Source organism: Clostridium tetanomorphum, assembly GCF_017873215.1.
Lineage (GTDB): Bacteria > Bacillota > Clostridia > Clostridiales > Clostridiaceae > Clostridium_AO > Clostridium_AO tetanomorphum.
Window position 1 is genome coordinate 22638 of the sequence record NZ_JAGGKA010000026.1, and the last position, 21066, is coordinate 43703.

At 26.4% G+C, this 21066-nt stretch carries 25 protein-coding genes and 1 riboswitch; of the genes, 4 read left to right on the top strand and 21 right to left on the bottom strand.

Features of this window, described 5'->3' with window-relative positions; translation table 11 throughout:
- Positions 1-15: 15 nt before the first annotated feature.
- From fliE to J2Z24_RS18830, 4 genes are all read right to left on the bottom strand, one after another.
- Complete coding sequence (fliE, locus tag J2Z24_RS18815) at positions 16-327, bottom strand: flagellar hook-basal body complex protein FliE (RefSeq protein WP_035152039.1); 312 nt, start codon at positions 325-327, stop codon at positions 16-18.
- Positions 328-338: 11 nt separating this feature from the next.
- Positions 339-773, bottom strand: coding sequence for a flagellar basal body rod protein FlgC (flgC, locus tag J2Z24_RS18820; protein WP_035152036.1), 435 nt, complete (start codon positions 771-773; stop codon positions 339-341).
- Between the two features lie 33 nt (positions 774-806).
- The gene (gene flgB, locus J2Z24_RS18825; protein ID WP_035152033.1) at positions 807-1208 is read right to left on the bottom strand and encodes a flagellar basal body rod protein FlgB; all 402 of its coding nucleotides are present in this window, start codon (positions 1206-1208) and stop codon (positions 807-809) included.
- Between the two features lie 557 nt (positions 1209-1765).
- The gene (locus J2Z24_RS18830) at positions 1766-2689 is read right to left on the bottom strand and encodes a flagellin N-terminal helical domain-containing protein (protein ID WP_111947815.1); all 924 of its coding nucleotides are present in this window, start codon (positions 2687-2689) and stop codon (positions 1766-1768) included.
- Positions 2690-2959: 270 nt separating this feature from the next.
- On the opposite strand from J2Z24_RS18830, the gene J2Z24_RS18835 reads away from it, so the two are divergent.
- Positions 2960-3832 carry a DegV family protein gene (locus J2Z24_RS18835; RefSeq protein ID WP_035149124.1) on the top strand — a complete coding sequence of 291 codons (873 nt, stop codon included), beginning with the start codon at positions 2960-2962 and terminating at the stop codon, positions 3830-3832.
- 115 nt (positions 3833-3947) lie between these two features.
- Here J2Z24_RS18835 and J2Z24_RS18840 read toward each other — a convergent pair whose 3' ends face one another.
- Positions 3948-4289 carry a single-stranded DNA-binding protein gene (locus J2Z24_RS18840; RefSeq protein WP_035149122.1) on the bottom strand — a complete coding sequence of 114 codons (342 nt, stop codon included), beginning with the start codon at positions 4287-4289 and terminating at the stop codon, positions 3948-3950.
- Positions 4290-4494: 205 nt separating this feature from the next.
- Complete coding sequence (locus J2Z24_RS18845) at positions 4495-5001, bottom strand: gamma carbonic anhydrase family protein (protein ID WP_035149119.1); 507 nt, start codon at positions 4999-5001, stop codon at positions 4495-4497.
- Between the two features lie 204 nt (positions 5002-5205).
- Between J2Z24_RS18845 and J2Z24_RS18850 the strand changes: the two genes are divergently transcribed.
- Complete coding sequence (locus J2Z24_RS18850; RefSeq protein ID WP_035149117.1) at positions 5206-6066, top strand: formate/nitrite transporter family protein; 861 nt, start codon at positions 5206-5208, stop codon at positions 6064-6066.
- A 111-nt stretch (positions 6067-6177) separates the two neighbouring features.
- Here J2Z24_RS18850 and J2Z24_RS21690 read toward each other — a convergent pair whose 3' ends face one another.
- The 8 genes from J2Z24_RS21690 to J2Z24_RS18885 all read right to left on the bottom strand — a co-directional run bounded on the left by J2Z24_RS21690 (position 6178) and on the right by J2Z24_RS18885 (position 11425).
- Complete coding sequence (locus J2Z24_RS21690; RefSeq protein WP_276512156.1) at positions 6178-6309, bottom strand: hypothetical protein; 132 nt, start codon at positions 6307-6309, stop codon at positions 6178-6180.
- A gap of 151 nt (positions 6310-6460) precedes the next feature.
- Positions 6461-7144 (bottom strand): hypothetical protein, encoded by a 684-nt coding sequence (locus J2Z24_RS18855; RefSeq protein ID WP_035149114.1) that lies wholly within the window; start codon positions 7142-7144, stop codon positions 6461-6463.
- 157 nt (positions 7145-7301) lie between these two features.
- On the bottom strand, positions 7302-8168 hold the full coding sequence (locus J2Z24_RS18860; protein WP_035149113.1) for an ABC transporter ATP-binding protein: 867 nt from the start codon (positions 8166-8168) through the stop codon (positions 7302-7304).
- Between the two features lie 18 nt (positions 8169-8186).
- On the bottom strand, positions 8187-8774 hold the full coding sequence (locus tag J2Z24_RS18865; RefSeq protein ID WP_035149111.1) for a hypothetical protein: 588 nt from the start codon (positions 8772-8774) through the stop codon (positions 8187-8189).
- Positions 8767-9144, bottom strand: a complete 378-nt coding sequence (locus tag J2Z24_RS18870) for a GntR family transcriptional regulator (protein WP_035149109.1) — start codon at positions 9142-9144, stop codon at positions 8767-8769. Before J2Z24_RS18870 ends, J2Z24_RS18865 begins: the two co-directional genes overlap by 8 nt.
- 169 nt (positions 9145-9313) lie before the next feature.
- Entirely contained in the window at positions 9314-10030 is a 717-nt protein-coding gene (locus J2Z24_RS18875) for a hypothetical protein (protein WP_035149107.1), read from the bottom strand.
- Positions 10031-10074: 44 nt separating this feature from the next.
- Positions 10075-10737, bottom strand: a complete 663-nt coding sequence (locus J2Z24_RS18880; RefSeq protein ID WP_035149105.1) for a hypothetical protein — start codon at positions 10735-10737, stop codon at positions 10075-10077.
- Between the two features lie 172 nt (positions 10738-10909).
- Positions 10910-11425 (bottom strand): folate family ECF transporter S component, encoded by a 516-nt coding sequence (locus J2Z24_RS18885; protein WP_035149103.1) that lies wholly within the window; start codon positions 11423-11425, stop codon positions 10910-10912.
- A gap of 61 nt (positions 11426-11486) precedes the next feature.
- Positions 11487-11602: riboswitch (THF riboswitch) on the bottom strand.
- Between the two features lie 231 nt (positions 11603-11833).
- Here J2Z24_RS18885 and greA point away from each other — a divergent pair.
- Positions 11834-12298: a transcription elongation factor GreA gene (greA, locus tag J2Z24_RS18890; protein ID WP_035149101.1), complete on the top strand. Its 465-nt coding sequence runs from the start codon at positions 11834-11836 to the stop codon at positions 12296-12298.
- A gap of 47 nt (positions 12299-12345) precedes the next feature.
- Here greA and J2Z24_RS18895 read toward each other — a convergent pair whose 3' ends face one another.
- The 4 genes from J2Z24_RS18895 to J2Z24_RS18910 all read right to left on the bottom strand — a co-directional run bounded on the left by J2Z24_RS18895 (position 12346) and on the right by J2Z24_RS18910 (position 16877).
- Positions 12346-12678 carry a hypothetical protein gene (locus J2Z24_RS18895; protein WP_035149099.1) on the bottom strand — a complete coding sequence of 111 codons (333 nt, stop codon included), beginning with the start codon at positions 12676-12678 and terminating at the stop codon, positions 12346-12348.
- A 279-nt stretch (positions 12679-12957) separates the two neighbouring features.
- The gene (locus J2Z24_RS18900; protein WP_085059101.1) at positions 12958-13131 is read right to left on the bottom strand and encodes a DUF896 domain-containing protein; all 174 of its coding nucleotides are present in this window, start codon (positions 13129-13131) and stop codon (positions 12958-12960) included.
- Between the two features lie 95 nt (positions 13132-13226).
- Positions 13227-14174 (bottom strand): response regulator, encoded by a 948-nt coding sequence (locus tag J2Z24_RS18905; RefSeq protein WP_035149097.1) that lies wholly within the window; start codon positions 14172-14174, stop codon positions 13227-13229.
- A gap of 21 nt (positions 14175-14195) precedes the next feature.
- The gene (locus J2Z24_RS18910; protein ID WP_051593324.1) at positions 14196-16877 is read right to left on the bottom strand and encodes a putative bifunctional diguanylate cyclase/phosphodiesterase; all 2682 of its coding nucleotides are present in this window, start codon (positions 16875-16877) and stop codon (positions 14196-14198) included.
- Between the two features lie 267 nt (positions 16878-17144).
- Here J2Z24_RS18910 and J2Z24_RS18915 point away from each other — a divergent pair, with 267 nt between their 5' ends.
- Entirely contained in the window at positions 17145-18578 is a 1434-nt protein-coding gene (locus J2Z24_RS18915) for a cation:proton antiporter (RefSeq protein WP_035149095.1), read from the top strand.
- A 34-nt stretch (positions 18579-18612) separates the two neighbouring features.
- Here the strand turns inward: J2Z24_RS18915 and J2Z24_RS18920 are convergent, their stop codons facing one another.
- The 3 genes from J2Z24_RS18920 to phaC all read right to left on the bottom strand — a co-directional run bounded on the left by J2Z24_RS18920 (position 18613) and on the right by phaC (position 20891).
- The gene (locus tag J2Z24_RS18920; protein WP_085059099.1) at positions 18613-19422 is read right to left on the bottom strand and encodes a flagellin; all 810 of its coding nucleotides are present in this window, start codon (positions 19420-19422) and stop codon (positions 18613-18615) included.
- Positions 19423-19565: 143 nt separating this feature from the next.
- The gene (locus tag J2Z24_RS18925; protein WP_085059098.1) at positions 19566-19742 is read right to left on the bottom strand and encodes a YjfB family protein; all 177 of its coding nucleotides are present in this window, start codon (positions 19740-19742) and stop codon (positions 19566-19568) included.
- Positions 19743-19817: 75 nt separating this feature from the next.
- Entirely contained in the window at positions 19818-20891 is a 1074-nt protein-coding gene (gene phaC / locus J2Z24_RS18930; RefSeq protein ID WP_209795125.1) for a class III poly(R)-hydroxyalkanoic acid synthase subunit PhaC, read from the bottom strand.
- Positions 20892-21066 lie beyond the last annotated feature (175 nt).

Here is a 21066-nt window from a genome sequence, read left to right on the forward strand (position 1 = left end):
TAATAGCACTCCTTACTATAACTGCATTCTATTCAACTCCTGATAAGCTTCTACTAATTTATTTCTAACTTGAACCGCTAGTTCTATAGACATTTTAGCTTCTTCTGAATCTAGCATAACATTATGTACATTAATTTCTTCACCTTTTATAAAAGACTCTGTTGCTTTTTCTGCAGTAATTTGTTTTTCATTAACTTCATCTAACTTTCCCTTTAAAGTGTTAAAAAAACTATTTTCGCTTTTTTGTTCTACATCTTTATTTTTATTTTTAGCTATACTCATATCATCAAATATTTTAGGATCTATAGTAAATTCATTGATTCTCACCTATATTTCACCTACCTTCCAATTTCTAAGGCTTTCATAAACATACTTTTTTCAGCATTTATTGCATCTACATTAGCTTCATAACAACGAGCAGCAGCAATTAAATCCGCATATTCATTTAATACATTTACATTAGGATATAAAACATATCCTTCTTTATCTGCATCTGGATGAGTTGGGTCATATACTCTTCTAAGCTCAGATTGGTCATCTACCACTCCTACTGCTTTTACCCCTAACAGTGTTTCTTCATTTTCTCCTGTAACTTTATTTTTCTCCCTGACTAAATTTTCTTGAAATAAAGCTACTTTTCTTCTATATGGTTGTCCATCTTTCCCTCTAGTGGTCATGGAGTTAGTTATATTTGAAGAAATAGTATCCATTCTTAATCTTTCTGCTGAAAGTCCACTAGCACTTATTCTTAAATTATTAAAAGCTTTAATCAACTTAACCTCTCCTCCCCTTACTTAGCTATAAAATTATCTTCCATTTATAACATATCTCTTTGTAGATAGTCTATTATTTATTTGAGAAATTAGTGAATAATACATTAATGTATTAGCAGCTTGATTTACTTTTTCTATTTCAATATTTACATTATTTCCATCTTGCCTCATACTTGATGAATTATCCTTTACTACTTTAATTTCTCCAAACTTAGACTCTGTATCTATATGTTTTTCCTTAGTAGTTCTTAAATTTAAACTATCTGAGGTTTCCTTTAAAGTTTCTTCAAAAGTAACATAACGTCTTTTATAATTGGCTATATTAGCATTTGAAATATTATTCTCTATTATTTCACTTCTAGTTGAAGATGCATCTAATGATTTTTTCATCAAATTATAATTTTGTGCATCTACAGACAAAATTCCACTTTTCATAATATAATCCTCCATTTTTAATTATTCGGTAAAAAATCATTTCTATAAAATAGAATATTAAAATTTATAGTATGTATTGTTGATAATTAGAGCACTGCGAAGAAAATTATATCGATTTACGATACATTTTAGATAAAGATCACTTTATTTGTCTTTTATTCATATAATTCATATAAATTATATTATTTATAAAAAAATGTTAAGTTTCCATTAACACAATTATTATACAATATTTGCTGATAGTTTTCTATATGTTTTTTTAATTTCTTTTATATTTTAATTAAAATTTATATTATATTTATTAATAATTTTAGTTATATTTTTATTAAATAGACAATTGACGGTATAATAATATTCTTTAACTTCATTTTACATTATTTTATAATATTTAGTAAAGGCATTTTACTATTTTTTATCTTTTTATGGTAAAAAAATATATCTTAATTTAAAATGTGTTGATTTATAATATTTTCCCTTAAACCATCATAAAATAAAAATAGAGAAGAATTTTGTAATATATTCTCCTCTAATCTCATAATTACTATTATTTAAAGCATTTATCTACTTCTTACATTTTCTAATATTCTAAGCATATCTTGAGGAAATTTATTAGATTGAGCCATCATCGCATTACCAGCTTCAATTAGTATATTGGTTCTTGCAAAATTCATCATTTCTTCCGCTATATCCGCATCTCTAACCGAGCTTTCTGCACTTTGAGTGCTAATTTCAAATTCTCCTAGATTTTGTAATGTCCCTTGAAATTTATTTGAAATAGCTCCAAACTTGCTTCTAGCATCTATTATGGTATCAGCCACAGCATCTATTATTTCCAAAGCCTTATCTACTGAGTTAGGATCATTTAAATCTATTTCACTTCTTAATTTTTGAAGAGTTTTATTTTCATCTATGTGTTTTTCTCCATTGGCATCTATTTTTATTACTCCAACTTTATCTGGAGATAAATCTTTAAATGAAATATCTATACATTCCCCTGAGTTAGCTCCTATCTGCATTGGTCTCTTAATAACATCTAACGCTTCATTAGAATTACTATTAGTACTGTCTATTTTAAGTAACTTTACTCCATTAAATTCCGTATTATCTACTATACTCTCATAAGCATTGATCATTTGATTTATTTCATTCTGTATTTCTTTTTTATCTTGTGGGCTATTTGCTCCACTACCTGATTGTACTACTAGCTCCCTTACCCTATTTACAATTTCATTTAAAGAACTTAAAGACCCATCAGCTGTTTGCATCATACTTACACCATCTTGAACATTTCTTTGAGCCATTTGTAATCCTCTTATTTGAAGTCTCATTCTTTCACTTTTAGATACAGCATTAGGATTATCCCCTGATCTAAGTAATTTTTGTCCTGAAGATATATGCGCTAATGCCTTACTATTGGTCTTTAAAGTTTTACTATATTCTCTATATATATTAAGAGAAGATACATTATGATTTAATCTCATTTTTAATCACTCCATTTTTTATAATAAATCATACATTTATATTAAATTTCATATTTATATATCGTATTTTTCACAAAAAAACTTTATAATTAATTGAATACACATTTAAAGCTACAACATATATGGTTTAATTATATCGGTAAAAAGAGGAATAATTATTAACTTATAGAATATATTACCATATATAATAAAGTTTAGTATGTAGCAGTATATAAATGTAGCAATGTATAAAACATAAGATTATACTCAAACTTAAAGGAGAGTGAAAGAATGGATACTATAATATTAACAGATTCAAGCTGCGATTTACCTTTAGAACTTATAAAAGATAATGAAATAGCTTTTCTTAGTTTAATTTGTCATTTAAGTTACGGGGATTACGAAGATGATTTTGGTAAAACTCTTGAATATAAAAAATTCTATAGTAGTGTTAGAAATGGCGAAATGCCTACTACCTCTCAAATAAATACATATAGTTTTGAAAAAGCTTTTAAAAAATATGTTAATGAAGGCAAATCTATAATATATATAGGAATGTCTTCGGCAATGAGTGGTTGTACAAATAGTGCTATAATAGCTAAAAATCAATTATTAGAAGAAATGCCTAATGCCGATATAACCATTATTGACAGTAAAAGTGCCTCTATAGGAGAAGGACTTCTGGTTCTTAAAGCTGCAGAAATGAGAAAAAACGGTTATTCCAAAGAAGAAATTATAAACTGGTTAGAAGAAAATAAATCAAAAATGAATCACTGGTTTATAGTAGATAATTTAATGCATCTAAAAAGAGGCGGAAGATTATCTTATACTGCAGCAACTATAGGAACAATATTAAATATAAAACCAATTATATCTATAAATAATAAAGGGGAACTTATAAATACCTATAGCATACGAGGTAGAAAAAAAGCTATAAAAACTTTAATTAAACTCTTTGAAGAACATTGCTTTCATCCAGAAAATGAAGTAGTAGCTATAAGCCATGGCGACTGTTTAGATGATGCTTTATATTTAAAAGAGTTACTACTAAAAGAATTTAATGTAAAAGATGTCATTATAAGCTATGTAGGGCCTGTCATTGGCTCCCATACAGGTGCTGAAATGCTTTCCTTATGCTTTCTAGGAAAAGAGCGAACTTTATAAAAAGCCACATAAAAGCTTTTTATAATACATATATCAGAGGTTAGTAAAAGAGTATAGATATAAAGAAAAACTTCCTATATTTATACTCTTATCTCTAAAAAATCACTTCATATTTTTAATTTGCTTCCTCTTTTGTCTTTGAATAATCTATAAACTGTATATCTTCTGCTACAATCTGGGTTATGTATCTTCTATCTCCATTAGTACTAGTATAAGACTTTACATTAATTTTTCCAAAAATGCTTATTAACCTTCCTTTTGTTAAATATGGTGCAATAGATTCTGCAGACTTTCTCCAATAAACTACAGGTACAAAATCCGCTTCTCTTTCACCTTTATTATTTAAATAGTTTCTTTGTACTGCTAAAGTGAAATTTAATAAAGCATTTCCTTCTTCACCTACATGTTTTAATTCACAATCTTTTGTAAGCCTTCCTATAAGCAAAACCTTATTCATATTCTCACTCCTAAACTTTTTATATAATTATTACCAATAATTATGTTTATAATCACTTTCTCAATTTGTTTAATATTTTATATGATAGAAACTACCTGAGAATTTACATTTGATTAAGGTTTCCTTATTTATTATCTTTAATTTCTAATTTATTATTTAAAACAATTTTATTATTACTGTTTAAAAGTTATACACGAATTAAATATTATAATTTTCTATATTCTTGCGAAAGTCCAACATAATGTTTTGCACTCTCTCTTATTTTTATTTTTTCCTCTTCTGTAAGATACCTAACAACTTTTGCAGGAGAACCCATACATAATACTCCTGAAGGTATTTCTTTTCCTTCTGTAACCAAACTTCCTGCTCCTAATATTGTATAATCTCCAATTTTAGCATTATTCAAAACTATACTTCCCATTCCTATTAAAGAACAATTTCCAATATTACATCCATGCAATATTACTCCATGTCCTATAGTTACATTATTTCCGATATTAAGTGGAGCTATAGAATCTACATGAAGTATACAATTATCTTGTACATTGGTATTTTTACCCACAACAATTTCATTGGTGTCCCCTCTTATTACAGTACCAAACCAAATATTGGAATTTTCTTCTAAGTACACGTCTCCTATTATATCTGCACTATTGGCTATAAAACAATTATCATGTACATTAGGCTTCTTTTCATTAAAACTATATATCATAATATTATCCTCCTCGATAAAAAAATTCATAAATATACTCATTTTTCTATTATATAACTCTACTTTAAAATAGTAAAGAATTAATGTAATAATTTGCTGAAAATTTTGACAAAATAAAAAAATTTGAATATAATAAATAAAGATTTAATTTATTAGACTTTTTTTATTTAATAAATATCAAAAATTGTATAAGGGGGACTAAAAATGGAAAAAAACATGTTAAAACCAAATGAACTTTTACAAGCAGGTATAATCACAGCAATAAATAAAACTAAATCGGTTCCTATTCAAACACTTCTACTTGGTGCTTTGGCAGGTGCCTTTATAGCTTTGGGAGGTTTTGCTGCTGGTGTAGCTTCTCATAGCATAACAAATTTTTCTCTTTCAAAATTTATATCAGGCGCAGTGTTTCCTGTAGGCTTAATTTTAGTTCTTATTTGTGGAGCAGAATTATTTACTGGAAATTCTTTAATGATAACTGGTTTGTTAGATAAAAAAATAGAATTAAAATCTATGTTAAAGAATTGGATATTAGTTTATATTTCTAACTTTTTAGGTGCGTTTATAATCGTTATTTTACTATATTTCAGTGGATCTTTAGATTTAAATTCTGGTAAATTAGGTGCTTATGCAATAAAAGTAGCTTACCATAAAAGTAGTTTATCCTCTATAAAAGCTTTTAGTAGCGGAATTTTATGTAATATTCTTGTTTGTTTAGCAGTATGGGGTTCTTACGCAGCTAAAGATATAATAGGAAAGATTTTTATAATTTGGTTTCCAATAATGGCTTTTATAGTATCTGGTTTTGAGCATAGTATTGCAAATATGTATTATTTAACTATAGGTTTTTTAAGCAAAAGTAATCCTGTATATTCTAAGGCTTCATCTCTTTCCTATAATGAATTATCAAAAATTAGCCTACCAAATATATTGCACAATTTAACTTGGGTTACTCTAGGAAATATAGTTGGTGGAGCTTTAATTATAGGTATGACTTATTGGATAATATATAAAAATAATAATAAGAAAGTTATAAGTATTCCAAATAGTATAAAAAAAGACTAGTCTTAGTGAACTAGTCCTTTTTTATTTAATAATTTTCTAGGGGCTTTATTGAGTTTCATTGTAATTATTACCTAATAAATAAATTTTATACATGTTTTTTAAATTTTTATTCTATAGGTTCTCCTTTAAAGTTTTCATAAGTTGGTAGATTCTTTTTTCTGTTCTTAGGTCTTCTCTCTTCCGGTCTAACTCCATCATTTTTGCCACCCTCTTTTGATGCTTATCTCCTCTAAATGATTTCATTTAAATTCCCCTGCCTTTATAAAATTATAATTTATACCATAGCGCTCCTTTTATTGATGCTAAAATCATATTATTATTTTTCCATAGTAATAAATTATTATTCAATAATAAACTTTGATTTATACTCTGAAAATTTACTCCGTAATTTTTTCTAAACATCCAAACTCATAATAAACTTATAATAAATATAATATGCTATAATGATAAATACTATAGAACATAACAAAATAATATTAGGAGATGTTATGTTTATATAAACGTCTCTTATTGAATCACTCCAAAATATCAAAAATGCTATTCCCCATAAACTAGCTAATAATAATTTTCCTATTTTATTAGGTATGAACTTAATAAATAAAATTTGTATCATAAAAATAGAAGTATAAAATAAATTATAAATAATAACATTTACAAAGCTTGCTTTTAAAAAAGAAATAAAATCTTTCCCTATAATAAACCCTAAATATCCAAATACGCTATAATCTATGATAGTAAATATTATACCTGTGGATAATACAACTGAAATACCTATAATTAGATTAACCATTATTATCTTATTTTTAAAATATTCCTTTCTAGGATAGTTTAAACTTATAAAATATCTTATATCTCTTTTTAATTCTTCTGTATCATAATGTCTAGGAACCATAATACATAAAAATACTAAAAATTCTCTAATATTCATACCTTTATATGGTTTGCTAATATCATAGGGTATCCATAAAGATACAATTACTCCAATTAGAATACTAAATAAAAAAATTATTATCAAAGACCCTTCTACAAAATATCTATTAAATTGAACGTTAAATCTTTTCTTATTTATTAATTTCATTTATATCCCACCTAATCCTTTATCTCATGGCTACCAATCTCAATACTACTACCTTCTCTAATTGTCCATTATAGATAGCTTATATCCCTAGATAAGTCCTTATAATCTTCAGCTAGAGTAATTTTCTTTACTTGCAAACTCCATCTAAAACTTATATTTACTTCATAGTTAAACTTACAAATAATTTCTGAATAGGTATAGCTTCTATTTGAAAATTCATTTTTTCCAATACTTCTCTATGTTCATCAGATAAGTATTGAAATATTTCAAAAGTTCCTATTTCCCCATGAAACTCCTTATTTAAAATATTGAATTTTTCTTCAATATCTTTCAATTTTTCTTTTTCTCCCCTTATATAAAATGCTTTTTCCTTCAAATTATCTACATTGTCACATAAGAGCAACTTGCCTTTATGAATAATAATTATATTTTCAAAAAGCCTGCTTACTTCTTCTAAATAATGAGTAGAAAATATTATACATCTAGGATATCTATCATAATCTTCTAAAAGTGCCCTATAAAATATTTCTCTTCCTACAGGGTCAAGTCCTGAATACGGTTCATCAAACATTGTTAGAGGCGCACGACTAGCCAGTCCTACTATTATGTTCACCATAGACTTCATTCCCTTAGAAAGATCACCATAACTCTTACTCACATCTAAATTAAATTTTTCTATTAACTCTTCTTTAAAATCTTCATCCCAATTAGAATAAAATATTTTAGCTATATCAAAGATTTCCTTAGAATTCATATTAGGCATAAAATTATTTCCATCACTTACAAAACAAATTTTAGAAAGAATTTTTTCATTTTCAAAAGGCTCTTCTCCAAAAACTTCTACAGTCCCTGAATTCTTTATATAATGACAGGCTATTGTCTTTAATAAAGTTGTTTTCCCCGCTCCATTCCTTCCTGCTAATCCATAAATTTTATTATCTTCTATATCCAAAGATAAATTATTTAAAGCTTTTTTATTATTAAATACTTTATTTAACTTCTTTATACTTACTGCTAACTCCATAAATTTTCCTCCAAATAATTATATTTCTGTAGTCTTTAAAGCAACACTAGCTATAAACATATTGAAACAAATAGCTGCTAAACTTCCCCAAAAATATGGAATAAAATTATTTAAAATCCACTGTGTATCTCCCAAAAGAATAGCCTCAATTAAAATGAATCTAATATATAATGGAAAATACAGAAATATCATACCAAATTCTACGGCTACATATTGACTTATAGATAAAATCTCAATAAATATTTCTATACTGCTAAATAAAATATAGAAAATAAAATAGAATAAAAATATTATTATAATACTTTTGCCATTATTAATTTCTTTTCCAAACAAATTGAACGTAGTGCATAATATTGAAAGAAATAAGGATTTAATGAGAGAACTCTTTATCTTATTCATATAATACTTTTTTCTTGTGCAACTAAAGGAGATGAACATTTTAAAATCCTTACTTCCAAATCTATAAAATATTTTTACAGTAAACAAAAACATAATTAATTTAGAGATATCAGTAATTGTTACTTGTAAAATAACTGCACAAAATAATAGCAACAAAATAAATTTTCTATCTCTTTTTAAATACACCTTGAAAATATTCTTATTCACTGCCATCTCCCCCATAACTCCTAATCATCTTTATAATTTCTTCCTTATTTATATCAACTTTCTCCCCTTCTTTAATAGTCTTTAAAACAAATTCCTTAAAAAAACTCTTTCTTCTCTTTTCCTTTATGTATTCTTTAGCCCCTGATTTAACAAACATACCTATCCCTCTTTTTTTATACAGTATGCCTTCCTCTGCTAAAATATTTATACCTTTTCTTGAAGTGGCAGGATTAATGCCATACACTTCTGAGAATTGATTGGTAGACATAACCTGTTCCTCTTCCTTTAAAAGCCCATTTAATATATCATCTTCAATGCCATTGGCTACTTGTAGATATATAGGCTTAGAGTCATCTAGTATTAATTTCAAGTTCTTTTCACCTCTTTATATATCTTAAATTTTATACCTCAGGGGTAATGTGGCTGTCGCATTAAGAATAAATTACACAACATATTTTGTTATTGATTTGCAAAGCAATATAAATCAATATAAAGCAATATATTGTATATAAGCTTCTTAATGCCACAGCCACATAATTTTAATATAATATTTGTCCTTCTGATTTTTCTTCTTTTTTACAAATAGTCATAGCAAAAGTAGCTAAATAGAATAATATGCATGTTCCTATAAAATTAGTAAATGCATATGCTATAGGATTAGTTTTTACATCTATACCTATTGCCGTAATTATACCGACTATAATTCCTACTATAACACATAACATGACTCCTAGTAATAATATTTCCCCAGAATACTTTTTACCTACTTCTATTCCTTTTTTTAAAGCTGTTAATGGACTTGTATTATTGTATACTAAATATGCCTTGCATGGAGTTAATATTATATTAAAATATATCATTAAAATAAATGCAATAGGCATGAGTATATTTAAAAATCCTAGTAGCATTATCCCTATAAAAATAGCAGAAGTAATAATAGTTAACACTAGATATTTAAAATAAACACCTAAACTTTGTTTAAGATTTTCCCTATAATTTATAGGCTTTTCATTTATTAGTGCCTTTATAACCACGGTTAAAAATGAGTAAAATAATGAACCTATAAATAGATTAAATAGAATTGGCATAAAATTATTCTCTACTGCTTGCTTGAAGGCTGAGAAATTTCCTGCAAAAAAATCGTATTCCTTACTATCTAAATTGAGACTACTGTTTTGAAATAGTACGTGAACTAAAATAAATGGTAGTAAAAATTTAAATCCTTTCATATACTTGTTCCAAACTTCTTTATACATAAAACTCTCCTCCTCATATAATTAAGATATTTTATAAAGTTACCTTATACATCCTTATTTTTGAAAATTTTCAAACCATATTTATAAAACAAATATATAAATGCTACTGCTATTACAAATAAAGGAATTGATAATTTAGAAATAAAGAATTTAAAATCATAAATTTTGCCTAATAAAAACCATAGTGCTATGAAAACTAATGGCCAATACTTTATATTACCAAATGACATAATTGCAAATCCATTAACAAGTACTGATATGAGCATAAAGAAAATAAATGATAATAAAAATATAATCCCGCTAGAAAAAATATTTACTTTATAAAATTCTATTCCTAAAAAAACAATACCCTGTTTTTTTAGACTTATAGCATTTAAAAATATAATCACCAACATAGATGCTATAATTGAAATTCCTAGAAAAATTTTAAAAATATTATCATAAATCTCTTTTCTTCTATACTCTAAACTTACAAAACAATTTAAATCATTACAAATAGACGTGACTATGGAAATTATGCTAGCAATATAAAAATATAATTGTAAAAAAAATAGTTGCTCATAACTTTGTGGTAATGCTAAGCTTAAACTTAGCAATAAAACTTCAAAAACAATAAGAAGAAGTGATAAAATTCTTCTTTCGCTAGCAAAAATCAACTTCAACATATACTTAAATCTTTGTCTTTTTAATAATTGGGCTGAGTTCACAAAATCACCTACTCTCTTAATTAGTTAGTTACTTATGCAACTAACTATATCACCAATACATGTATTTGTCAATAATGTCATTCTATACACTCAGAAAAGTGCGTCACACTTTTTAAAGTGCAATTTTCTATAAAATAGATAAAACACCAAGATACTCTTGGTGTTTTAATGTTTAAATAGCCATTTTTTCACTATTTTTATTTAAATATACTCCTACAGCTTTCCATGCTGCATAAATTATAGTTACTCTTATTGGTAATTCTATTAAATTTTTAACTATTCTAGGTATTATAATGGCATAAACGCCCTTTCCAGTTATCATAGATAACCATAATGTATTTAATCCTAAATTTATAAATAAAGTTATTATTATAGCTGCTATTAAAATATTAAATAAGTTTTTAGGCTTCTTATAAAGAAAAAATCCATAAACAACTCCTGACAATGCTGTACTCACAGTAAAACCTGGAAAATAAGCACCTTTAGGAAATACCAGCATTCCAATAATATCTGCCAAAGCTCCACAAATTCCTCCAACTAATGGTCCAAAAAGAATACCTGAAAGAGCTAAAGGTAAAAATCCAAAACTTACTCTAACAATTGGAGTTTCTATACCCAAAAATCTAGTAAGAAGAACTTGTAATGCAACTAAAAGGCTGACAAAAATCATCTTTCTAGTGTTTCTCATGGGGACACACCTCCTTCCAACTTATATTAAGTTTTGCCAATAGAGAAGTGGCCCCCACTTTGTTAGCGGAATGCGGTAATTGCATCGCAAAACCGTATTTATATTACAAACAGAGTTTTTTCGTCTAGTGGCAACTTCCCGTCCACTAGCACTTAACGCGCAACCACCTACTCTAACGGACAAATATCTCCATTTAATTATATAACAGAGCGCTTCAAAAAAACAAGTTATTTTTTTGAAAATTACTAAAATTGATATAATATGTAATTTTATAATAAATGTTCATATAAGTTTTAAAATCCTTGATTAAATTACATTATTAGTGATAGAATTGTATAAGGTTAATTAATTTTCAATAAAATAAATATACTAAATAGATAAAAATTATATGGGATGGTGAAAGTTTTAATGGGAGAAATAATTCTTACAGAATCAGCTAAAAAAAAGTTAGAAGCTGAATTAGAATACTTAAAAACAGTTAAAAGAGTAGAAATCAAAACTGCTTTAAAAGTTGCTCGTGCACAAGGAGATCTAAGTGAAAATGCAGATTACAGTGCAGCAAAGGATGATCAATCTTTAAATGAAACTAGAATACTAGATATAGAATCTCAACTAAAAAAAGCTATAGTAGTTGAAAGTTCAAGTGACGCAAATGTTTTTGATTTAAATAAAACTGCTATAGTAAAATTCTATGATATAGATGAAGAAGATGAGGTAACCTTAGTAAGTTCTGTAGAAGCAGATGTAAAGAACATGAAAATTAGCATAGAATCACCTTTAGGAAAAGCATTATATAAATTAACAGTTGGTAAAAGAGTTACAGTTAATTCTCCTGATGGAGATTATGATGTAGAAATAATAAAAATATTATAATTAAAAATAATTGAAAATAGGACTAATTAACTAGTCCTATTCTTTGATTAATATATTTTTTTATCAAATGGCTCTGTATTTATATATAATTCAAATAGCGCTGATGCATCAGTCTCACTTATCTTTCCATCAGACAATTTTCTATATAAAATATATAGATTAGCATTCATCTCTGGATTAGTCAACTTTGTCTCCTTCATTTTATGTTCTATCTTTTCTATTAGACTCATAGAATTTGCTTTAATTTCTTTATCAATTAATTCTAATATTTCCTCTACTTCTTTTGTAAGCTGTTTATCCTTAGACAGAAATTTTATAGCCATAGCCCTAGATTGAATCCTAACTAAAGTTTCTTTATGAATTAATAATTTTTCTTCCAATACTACATACCCCCAAAATATTTATTAAATTTCTATACTATAATTATAATCAAGTATTTCTTTCTTTATTATAACATATTTACTATGTCTTCCATAAAATTCTTGATAAACATTCCCTATATTTATCGTTAATTTTTATTATAACATTACCGTAAACCTTCCAACTATACATCTATACTTACAGACTTCTTTAGCTAAATCTCAATAAAAAAAACCTAATATGATTTCATAAATATCATACTAAGGCTTTTATAAAAAAATTAAACAGATATTTTTATACTAGTTAACTTTTCTTTCAATACATTCTAACTGTTGCCTAAAGTTCTTTCTAAAATTTTCTAAGTATTTCTCTCTTAAAACTTTTTGTTCTTGTTTTTCTTCTTCTGTTAATCCTTCCTCTTTACTTTTTTTATATAATAAATTAATTCTAGCTATTAATTCTTCCATATTCATAAACTCCTCCTACTTTAAGTAAAAATGTTTTTATATTATATCATAGAAAAAAAATTTACTCAATGAATATAACATGTAATCATATAATTAACCTTTTATTCCTTTGGTAAATATTTTTGAATTTTACAATAAAGTTCTCCTGAAGAAAAGGGCTTAGAAATATGATCTTCCATACCAGCATTTATACATTTCTCTTTATCCTTATCTTGTGAGTAAGCTGTCATAGCAATAATGGGAATATGTTTAAAACCGCTTCTCTCTTTTTCCCTTATAATCTTAACTGTTTCATAGCCATCTAATATTGGCATTTCTAAATCCATAAGTATTACATCCACTTTATTTTTTTCAATAATATCTAGTGCTATTTTACCATTTGACGCACATATAGTGCTATAACCCTTTTTATTTAAAAAAGAAATAGCTATTTGCTTGCTTATTTCGTTATCCTCCACAACTAACACTACCACATTAGAGAAATTTTTTAGTTTGTCTACCTTCTTACTAAAAATTGTATTAGCATCACAATTACAGTTTTCAATATAGTTTTTATGTTTTTCTACATTATTTATTATATTCTTTAGCTTATATAATTCATTATTTTTCTTTCTTAACTCATTCTCTAAAAACGTTATCTTAATGTTGGCCTTCTTTAACTCATAACATTTTTCTTTTAAAGCTTCTGCTACTTCTTTTTTGTCACTTATATCCCTTATAATACTTAATAAAACTTCTTCACATCCTAAATTTATAAATTTAGATTTAACTTCTACTGGGAATTTAGTACCATCTTTCCTAAAATGGCTAGTTTGGAAAAATACAACTTCGTCTTTCATAGCTCTTATTATTTGTCTTTTTACAACACTTTTTATTTTTTTATTACGTAACTCATGTATATTCATATTTAGTAATTCATCATAACTATATCCATAACATTTAATAGCATTTTCATTTGCATATAGTATTTTACCTTCTGGTGATAAAATCAATATTATGCTATCAGAAATATTAAATAAATGCTTATAGATTTCATTGTATATTTCCACAAAAATCCCCTCCATTTATGCTTAACTTAATTTCGTTAGTAGATTTTCTGCATCCTGTAATGCTAGTGGTTTGCTAAAATAATAACCTTGAATTCTATCGCATTTCATGTCCTGTAATAACCATACTTGATCTTCTTTTTCTACTCCTTCTGCTATTACATCCATATTTATTCTATGTGCCAATTTTATTATACCATGAGTAATATCTTTATCATTAGAATTAAAGTTAATATTATCAATAAATGATTTATCAATTTTTATGGTACTTATTGGTAAACTTTTTAAATAATTAAAAGAAGAATAGCCTGTACCAAAATCATCTAAAGCTACCTTTATTTCCAAGTCTCTGAATTCTTTTAATAATTCCATACTACAATCTAAGGATTCCATAAGTATAGTTTCCGTTATCTCAAATTCTAAATATTTAGTATCTACTTTTGACTCTTCAATAATTTTTCGTACAACTTTACCAAAGTCTTTATGTTGTATCTGCACAGTTGATAAATTTATAGCCATAATAAATGGCTTATATCCTTTTTTCATCCACTCCGCATGTTGATTACATGCAGTTTTTATAATCCATTCTCCTATAGGCAAAATAAGTCCTGTCTCCTCTGCAATAGGTATAAATTCTGCTGGGGATACCCACCCTAATTCTTTACTCTTCCATCTTAACAAGGCTTCAAATCCTACTAACCTCCTTGAATTTACATCTATCTGCGGTTGATAATATACCTGTAATTCATTATTCTCTAAAGCTTCCCTTAATCCCTTTTCTATCTCTGTTTTTCTTACAACTTCATCTCTCATATCTTTTGTAAAAAAGCAATAATTGTTCTTGCCAAAGTTTTTTGCTCTATACATAGCAGTATCAGCGTTTTTTAATAATATATTTACATCTATGCTATCTTGTGGGAAAATACTTATTCCCATACTTGCAGATGTATACATATGTTTTCTTCCTATTTCTAAAGGGTTATTTAGCATACTTTTTATTTCTTCACATAAATTTATTACATTATTATAATCTTTATCGCAATATAAATATATTAAAAATTCATCTCCACCTACTCTAGCTACAGCACTAGTTTCTCCAACACAAAATTCAAGTATCCCCGCTACCACTTTTAACAATTGATCTCCATAATTATGTCCTAATGTATCATTTATTTTTTTAAAATTATCTAAATCTAAAAATATTACTGCAATATTTTCATCACTATCTTCTCTTAATACTTTATTCATATGATTTTGTAGATTATTTAAAAACAATCTTTTGTTAGGTAAATTAGTAAGTTGATCATAGGATGCCATCTGCAGCATCTTTTCATCTGATTTTTTTCTATCTGTAATATCTGTTAATGATCCAGACAATCTTACTGCTCTACCTTCATTGTTCCACAATGCTTTTCCTCTATTAAATATCCACTTATAATCACCATCACTAGATTTTACTCTAAAAGTACTTTTATATAAAGAAACTTCCCCTCTAATATATTTATTAAAATCCTCTATTGCTATTTTTTTATCTTCTGGGTGAATTATAGTTTTTATAATTTTTTTCATACTTATATTTTCATTTAAACTATATCCAACAATATTTTCCCATCTATCCGATATAAAAAGTTTTCCTTTCTCTATATTCCATTCCCATATAGCATCATTGGCTCCATCTACTGCTAGTTTATATCTTTCTTCACTAATTCTTAAAGCTTCTTCACTTTTTTGCAATTCTTCATATTTAAATCTAAGTTCCTCTTCTGTAGCAGCTAATTCTTCATAAACTGCTGAAAGATCTTCATAGCTTTGTTGTAATTTTACTTCATCTTCTTTTAATTTATCTTTAAGCTTTGTTAACTCATCTATCTTATTATTCTTATTTAATATTTCTATTTCTAAATAAAAAATAAACAATATTAATAATACTAAAGTAATAGTAGCCGCAACTAATTCGTCTAAAATATTCTTTATATAATTTTGTTTACTAGAAACTTGGATCTTTAAATTATTATCAAGTACGTGTATATTTTTTTCACATATATGGCCTTTATGAACTTCACTACCATAGAATTCACCTTTATTAGAAATGGATATATTATAACTTCTTAATATTTCTTTTTTTATATTGTTGTTAAGAAATTTTTCTAAATCTATTGCACATACAATAAGTCCATTAAATTTTCCATCTTTAAAAATCGGATATTTCACTATAATAGCTTTAATATTATAATCCAAATAATTCAAGTCCTTTGGCCCTGATATAATGATTTTCTTATCTTTCATTTCTTTATTTAAATATATCAAATCTTCGGAAACATATTGTAATGATTTACCTATCACAAGCCCAAGACCTTCTTTAGGATAAATCATATCTGTTATATTATCTTTATTCTTATGCTCTAGAAATAATATATCAGGAAAATTTTTCATATAATACTCACTTAATTTATTAAAACTTTTCTCAGTTATATTTTCATCTATAGAAAAATTATATCCAAAAGAAATTAAAGGGGATATGTTAATATTAATATTTTCTTGTATTTTTCCACTTACATCTTCCCCAATTATGTCTATATTATGCTCTGCCATATTTACCTTATATTTATAAAAAATACTTTCAAAAAGTATAAGCATTATAATTATTAAAATAATTTGAAGCGATATATATCTTGTATTTTTAATTTTAAATCTTTCTTTTTTCATCAATCATTCCTCCATATATGATTAATTATACATTTAATACAATGTTTTAACAATATATTACAAAATAATTTTATTTTTCTTAAAATATTGCAAAATTATATAAATATTCCTAAACTTAAATTAAAATTTGGGACTTATATTAACACTTGTAACATTAACATAAAAATACTATAATAGATTTAAATTTCATCTGAAATAAACTTATAAAAAAAGATTTATCTGAAGCCAATAACTACTTAAAATTAACTTTAGAAAGAAGGGCTGAATTTGGAAAATATAAGTTTTGAATCTATATTAATAATATCATTACTAGCTTTTATAACCCCAATTATTATAAGTACATTTGAAAAAATCAAAATTCCCTATGTAGTTGGAGAAATATTTGTTGGATTAATAGTAGGTAAAAGTTTTTTTAATATAGTTCATGATGATTTATGGATAGTTTTTTTATCTAATTTAGGTCTTGCCTATTTATTATTTTTGAGTGGATTAGAAATTGACATAGATGATTTAACTCCAAAAGAAGGGGACAGACGTGGATTAAAAAATGTTTTTATATGTATAACAATGTTTTTAAGTTCTATTTTCGTCTCATTTATTATTTCAAAAATTTTATCTAGCCTCAATTTAATAACTAATGTAGGTTTTTTTACTTTTTTATTTGCCTCCTCTGCTCCAGGTCTTTTAGTTCCTTTTCTAAAAGAAAGAGAAATTTTAGATACTGAATATGGACAGATACTTTTAATCTTTTCTCTTATAGGAGAATTTATATGCTTAATAGCTATGACTATTTTATCTTCTACTGCAAGTGGAAATCTAAGTTATGAAAATTTCTTGTTTATTATTGTACTATTAGCTTCTTTTTTACTTTATATAATTTCAAAGAAGTTTTTTAAAATATTTGATTTTTCAAAAGCAGCCTTTAAAAATCTTCATATAGAAGTTAGAGCGGCTTTTGCTTTAATTCTTGTTTTAGTTTCAGTATCTCATGTAGTGCGCTCTGAAATAGTTTTAGGATCTTTCCTTGCAGGATTAATATTTGCTTTATTATTTAGAAGAGAAAAAGAAGATTTAAAATTCAAACTAGATATAATAGGTTATGGTTTCTTAATTCCTATATTCTTTATTGAAGTTGGAGTAAACCTTGATGTAAGTTCAGTTTTTCAAGATTACAACACATTACTTATGATACCAATTTTGCTTTTAATATTCTTTGTAGTTAAATTAGTACCTAGTTTAATATTTGGATTCTTTTATGGCTTTGATAAAACCTTATCTTCTTCATTTATATTATCAAGCCAATTAAGTTTAATGATTGTAGGGTCTCAAATTGCCTACAATATAAAAATTATTGATGCATCTACTTATTCTCTTTTTATAATTACAACGGTAATATCCGCATTACTATTTCCAATATTTTTTGATAAAAGTTTTAAAGCTGAAGGAATTACCAAAAAGAAAAAAAGAAATATTGATAAAATATGCATAAGAGAAACGGTAGTTACCAATGAACACATACTTAATAAACCTTTAAAGGATATATCTTTTCCTGAAAATTGCAGAGTATTTATGATAATACGTGACGAAAAAGAAATTATCCCTAACGGAGAAACTGTTCTCATGTTAGGAGACATACTGATATTGGCTGGAATTAAAGATCACGAAGAAGATATGCTAAAAGTAGTTAATAATAATTTCTAAAATACTCCCTATGGAAGTTCCATAGGGAGTATTACTATTGTATAAGATTTTTTATTGATTCTATATTCCCTTTTGTTACAGAGTACATCATTTCACTATATTTAGACATTACATCATCTTTAACCATTCCCATAACAGAGGAAGCCATGTCTAGATCTTTAATTACAGATAAGGATTTAGTTATATTAATATTAGCATTAGATGTATCCATCAATGCGTGTTGAAGATTATTACTATAACTTCCTATTTCTGTTCTTATATCATTAACTTTTGTCAAAGCCTCTTTCATATAAGAAATTGCTTTTTCTCCATTTTCTGAACTTAGTATATCCACATCTTTAATATTTAAACTATCAGTGGTTACAGAATAAAGTTTAATACCCATAGTAGTATATGGATTGTCTTTTATCTGAAGAGTTAATGTCTTATCTTCATCTAAAAGTTTTATACCATTAAAATCAGTTTTATTTACAATATCCTCTATACTTTTTTTTAATTGCTGAAATTCATCATTTAATGATTTTCTATCGTTATCTTCTAAAGTTCCATTAGCAGCTCTTACGGATAATTCGCTCATTCTATGTATATGCTTAGTAATGTCATCTAGAGCTCCATCTGCAACTTGAAGAAGAGATATACCATCTTGTATATTTCTCTCTGCCTGTGAAAGTCCTCTTACTTGTGCCTTAAAACTTTCACTTATAGAAAGCCCCGCTGCATTATCCGCTGCTCTATTTATCTTAAATCCAGAAGATACTTTCTCCATAACTTTTTCCTTTTCCTTTTTAACTTGCCCCAATCTATTGGAGGAAGAAAAAGTATATATATTATTTATTAACATCATTATCACCTCCTCAAATTTCCATATATTAAATTATCGGAAATATTTATCTATTATTTACTATAGTAGGCAAAAACCTATAGAGCAATTTTTTAAGTTTACTCTATAGGCTTGATGTCATAAGTATTTTGTTTTGTTTTATTAAACTATACTCTTATATCTAGATTTTGTCCAAGATTTGGTGTCATTGATTTTTCCATCATTTCCGTCATAGCTTGAGCTGTTTCTTTTCCTACATTCATGGACATTTTCATTACAGCTAAGCTTGTAGCCTCCATAAGCTTATTTTGATTCATTACTACTGACATTCCTGCTATATCCATTTTATCACCCCTTAGTATAAGTATCGTATTTTATATAAAATTATTTAAGAGTGACAAAACATAAAACTAAAAACATTATTTTTTACTTCTATCCATAATCCATTTCGCCATTTTAGGAGCTATCTCCTTTTGTGATTTTGAACTAACATACATTCCTATATGTCCCACTGGGAAAGAACACATCTCTTTATCCATACTGCTTACACATTTGTTTAGAGCTTTACTTGCTGATGGTGGAACTAAATGATCGTATTCTGCATATATATTTAAAAGTGGCATATTAATATTTTTTAAATCTACTTTCTTATCTCCAATCATTAATTCCCCTTTTACTAATTTATTATCTTGATATAAGTCCTTTACAAATTGTCTTAAAGTTTCACCAGCTTGTCCTGGACTATCAAATATCCACTTTTCCATTCTCATGAAATTACCCATTACATCTGGATCATCCATATTTTCAATAACCCCTAAATACTTATCTATCATAAGTTGAAAAGGTTTTAATATTACAAAACCTGAATTCATTACTCCACCTGGAACAACACCATAAGCATCTACCATATTATCTATATTAAGATGTTTTCCCCACTTAAATAAAAGTCCTTCATCTGTATCAAAATCTATAGGAGTAACCATAGTTACCAAATTTTTTATTTTATCAGGATGTAATGCTGAATATATAGTTGAAAATGTTCCTCCCTGGCATACCCCTATAAGATTAACCTTATCTACATTGTTCTCTTTACATATAACATCTACTGCATTATTTATATATCCGTCTATATAGTCCTCCATAGTTAAATATCTATCTTCTGCTGTAGGGTATCCCCAATCAATTATATATATATCCAATCCTAATTCTAATAGATTCTTTATTACACTTCTATCCTGCTGTATATCCATCATGTACTGTCTATTTACTAAAGCATAAACAATCAAAGTAGGAACTTTACATGAACTTTTTACTAAAGGCTTATAATGATATAATTTCATTTTATCCTCTTTATAAACAAGTTCCTTTGGAGTACAATCAGACCCTTCTTCATCTATATTCATCATAACTTCCATACCTTTTAACATCTTCTTTTGCAATGAAACAACCTCATTGAAAGACTTTTCCATATCTATTCCATAAGCTAACTTCATACTTAGTCCTCCTTTTTATCCTATTAAAAAGTTAAAATTATTTACTTCCCTTTGAATCACTTTTACTATCTTTTAATTCCTTTAGTTCTTTTTTTACACTTTTTAATTCCTTTTTCAATTCATATACAGTTTTATAAAGACTATTTATTTCGGTTTTAGTTGGTATAGGCATGAA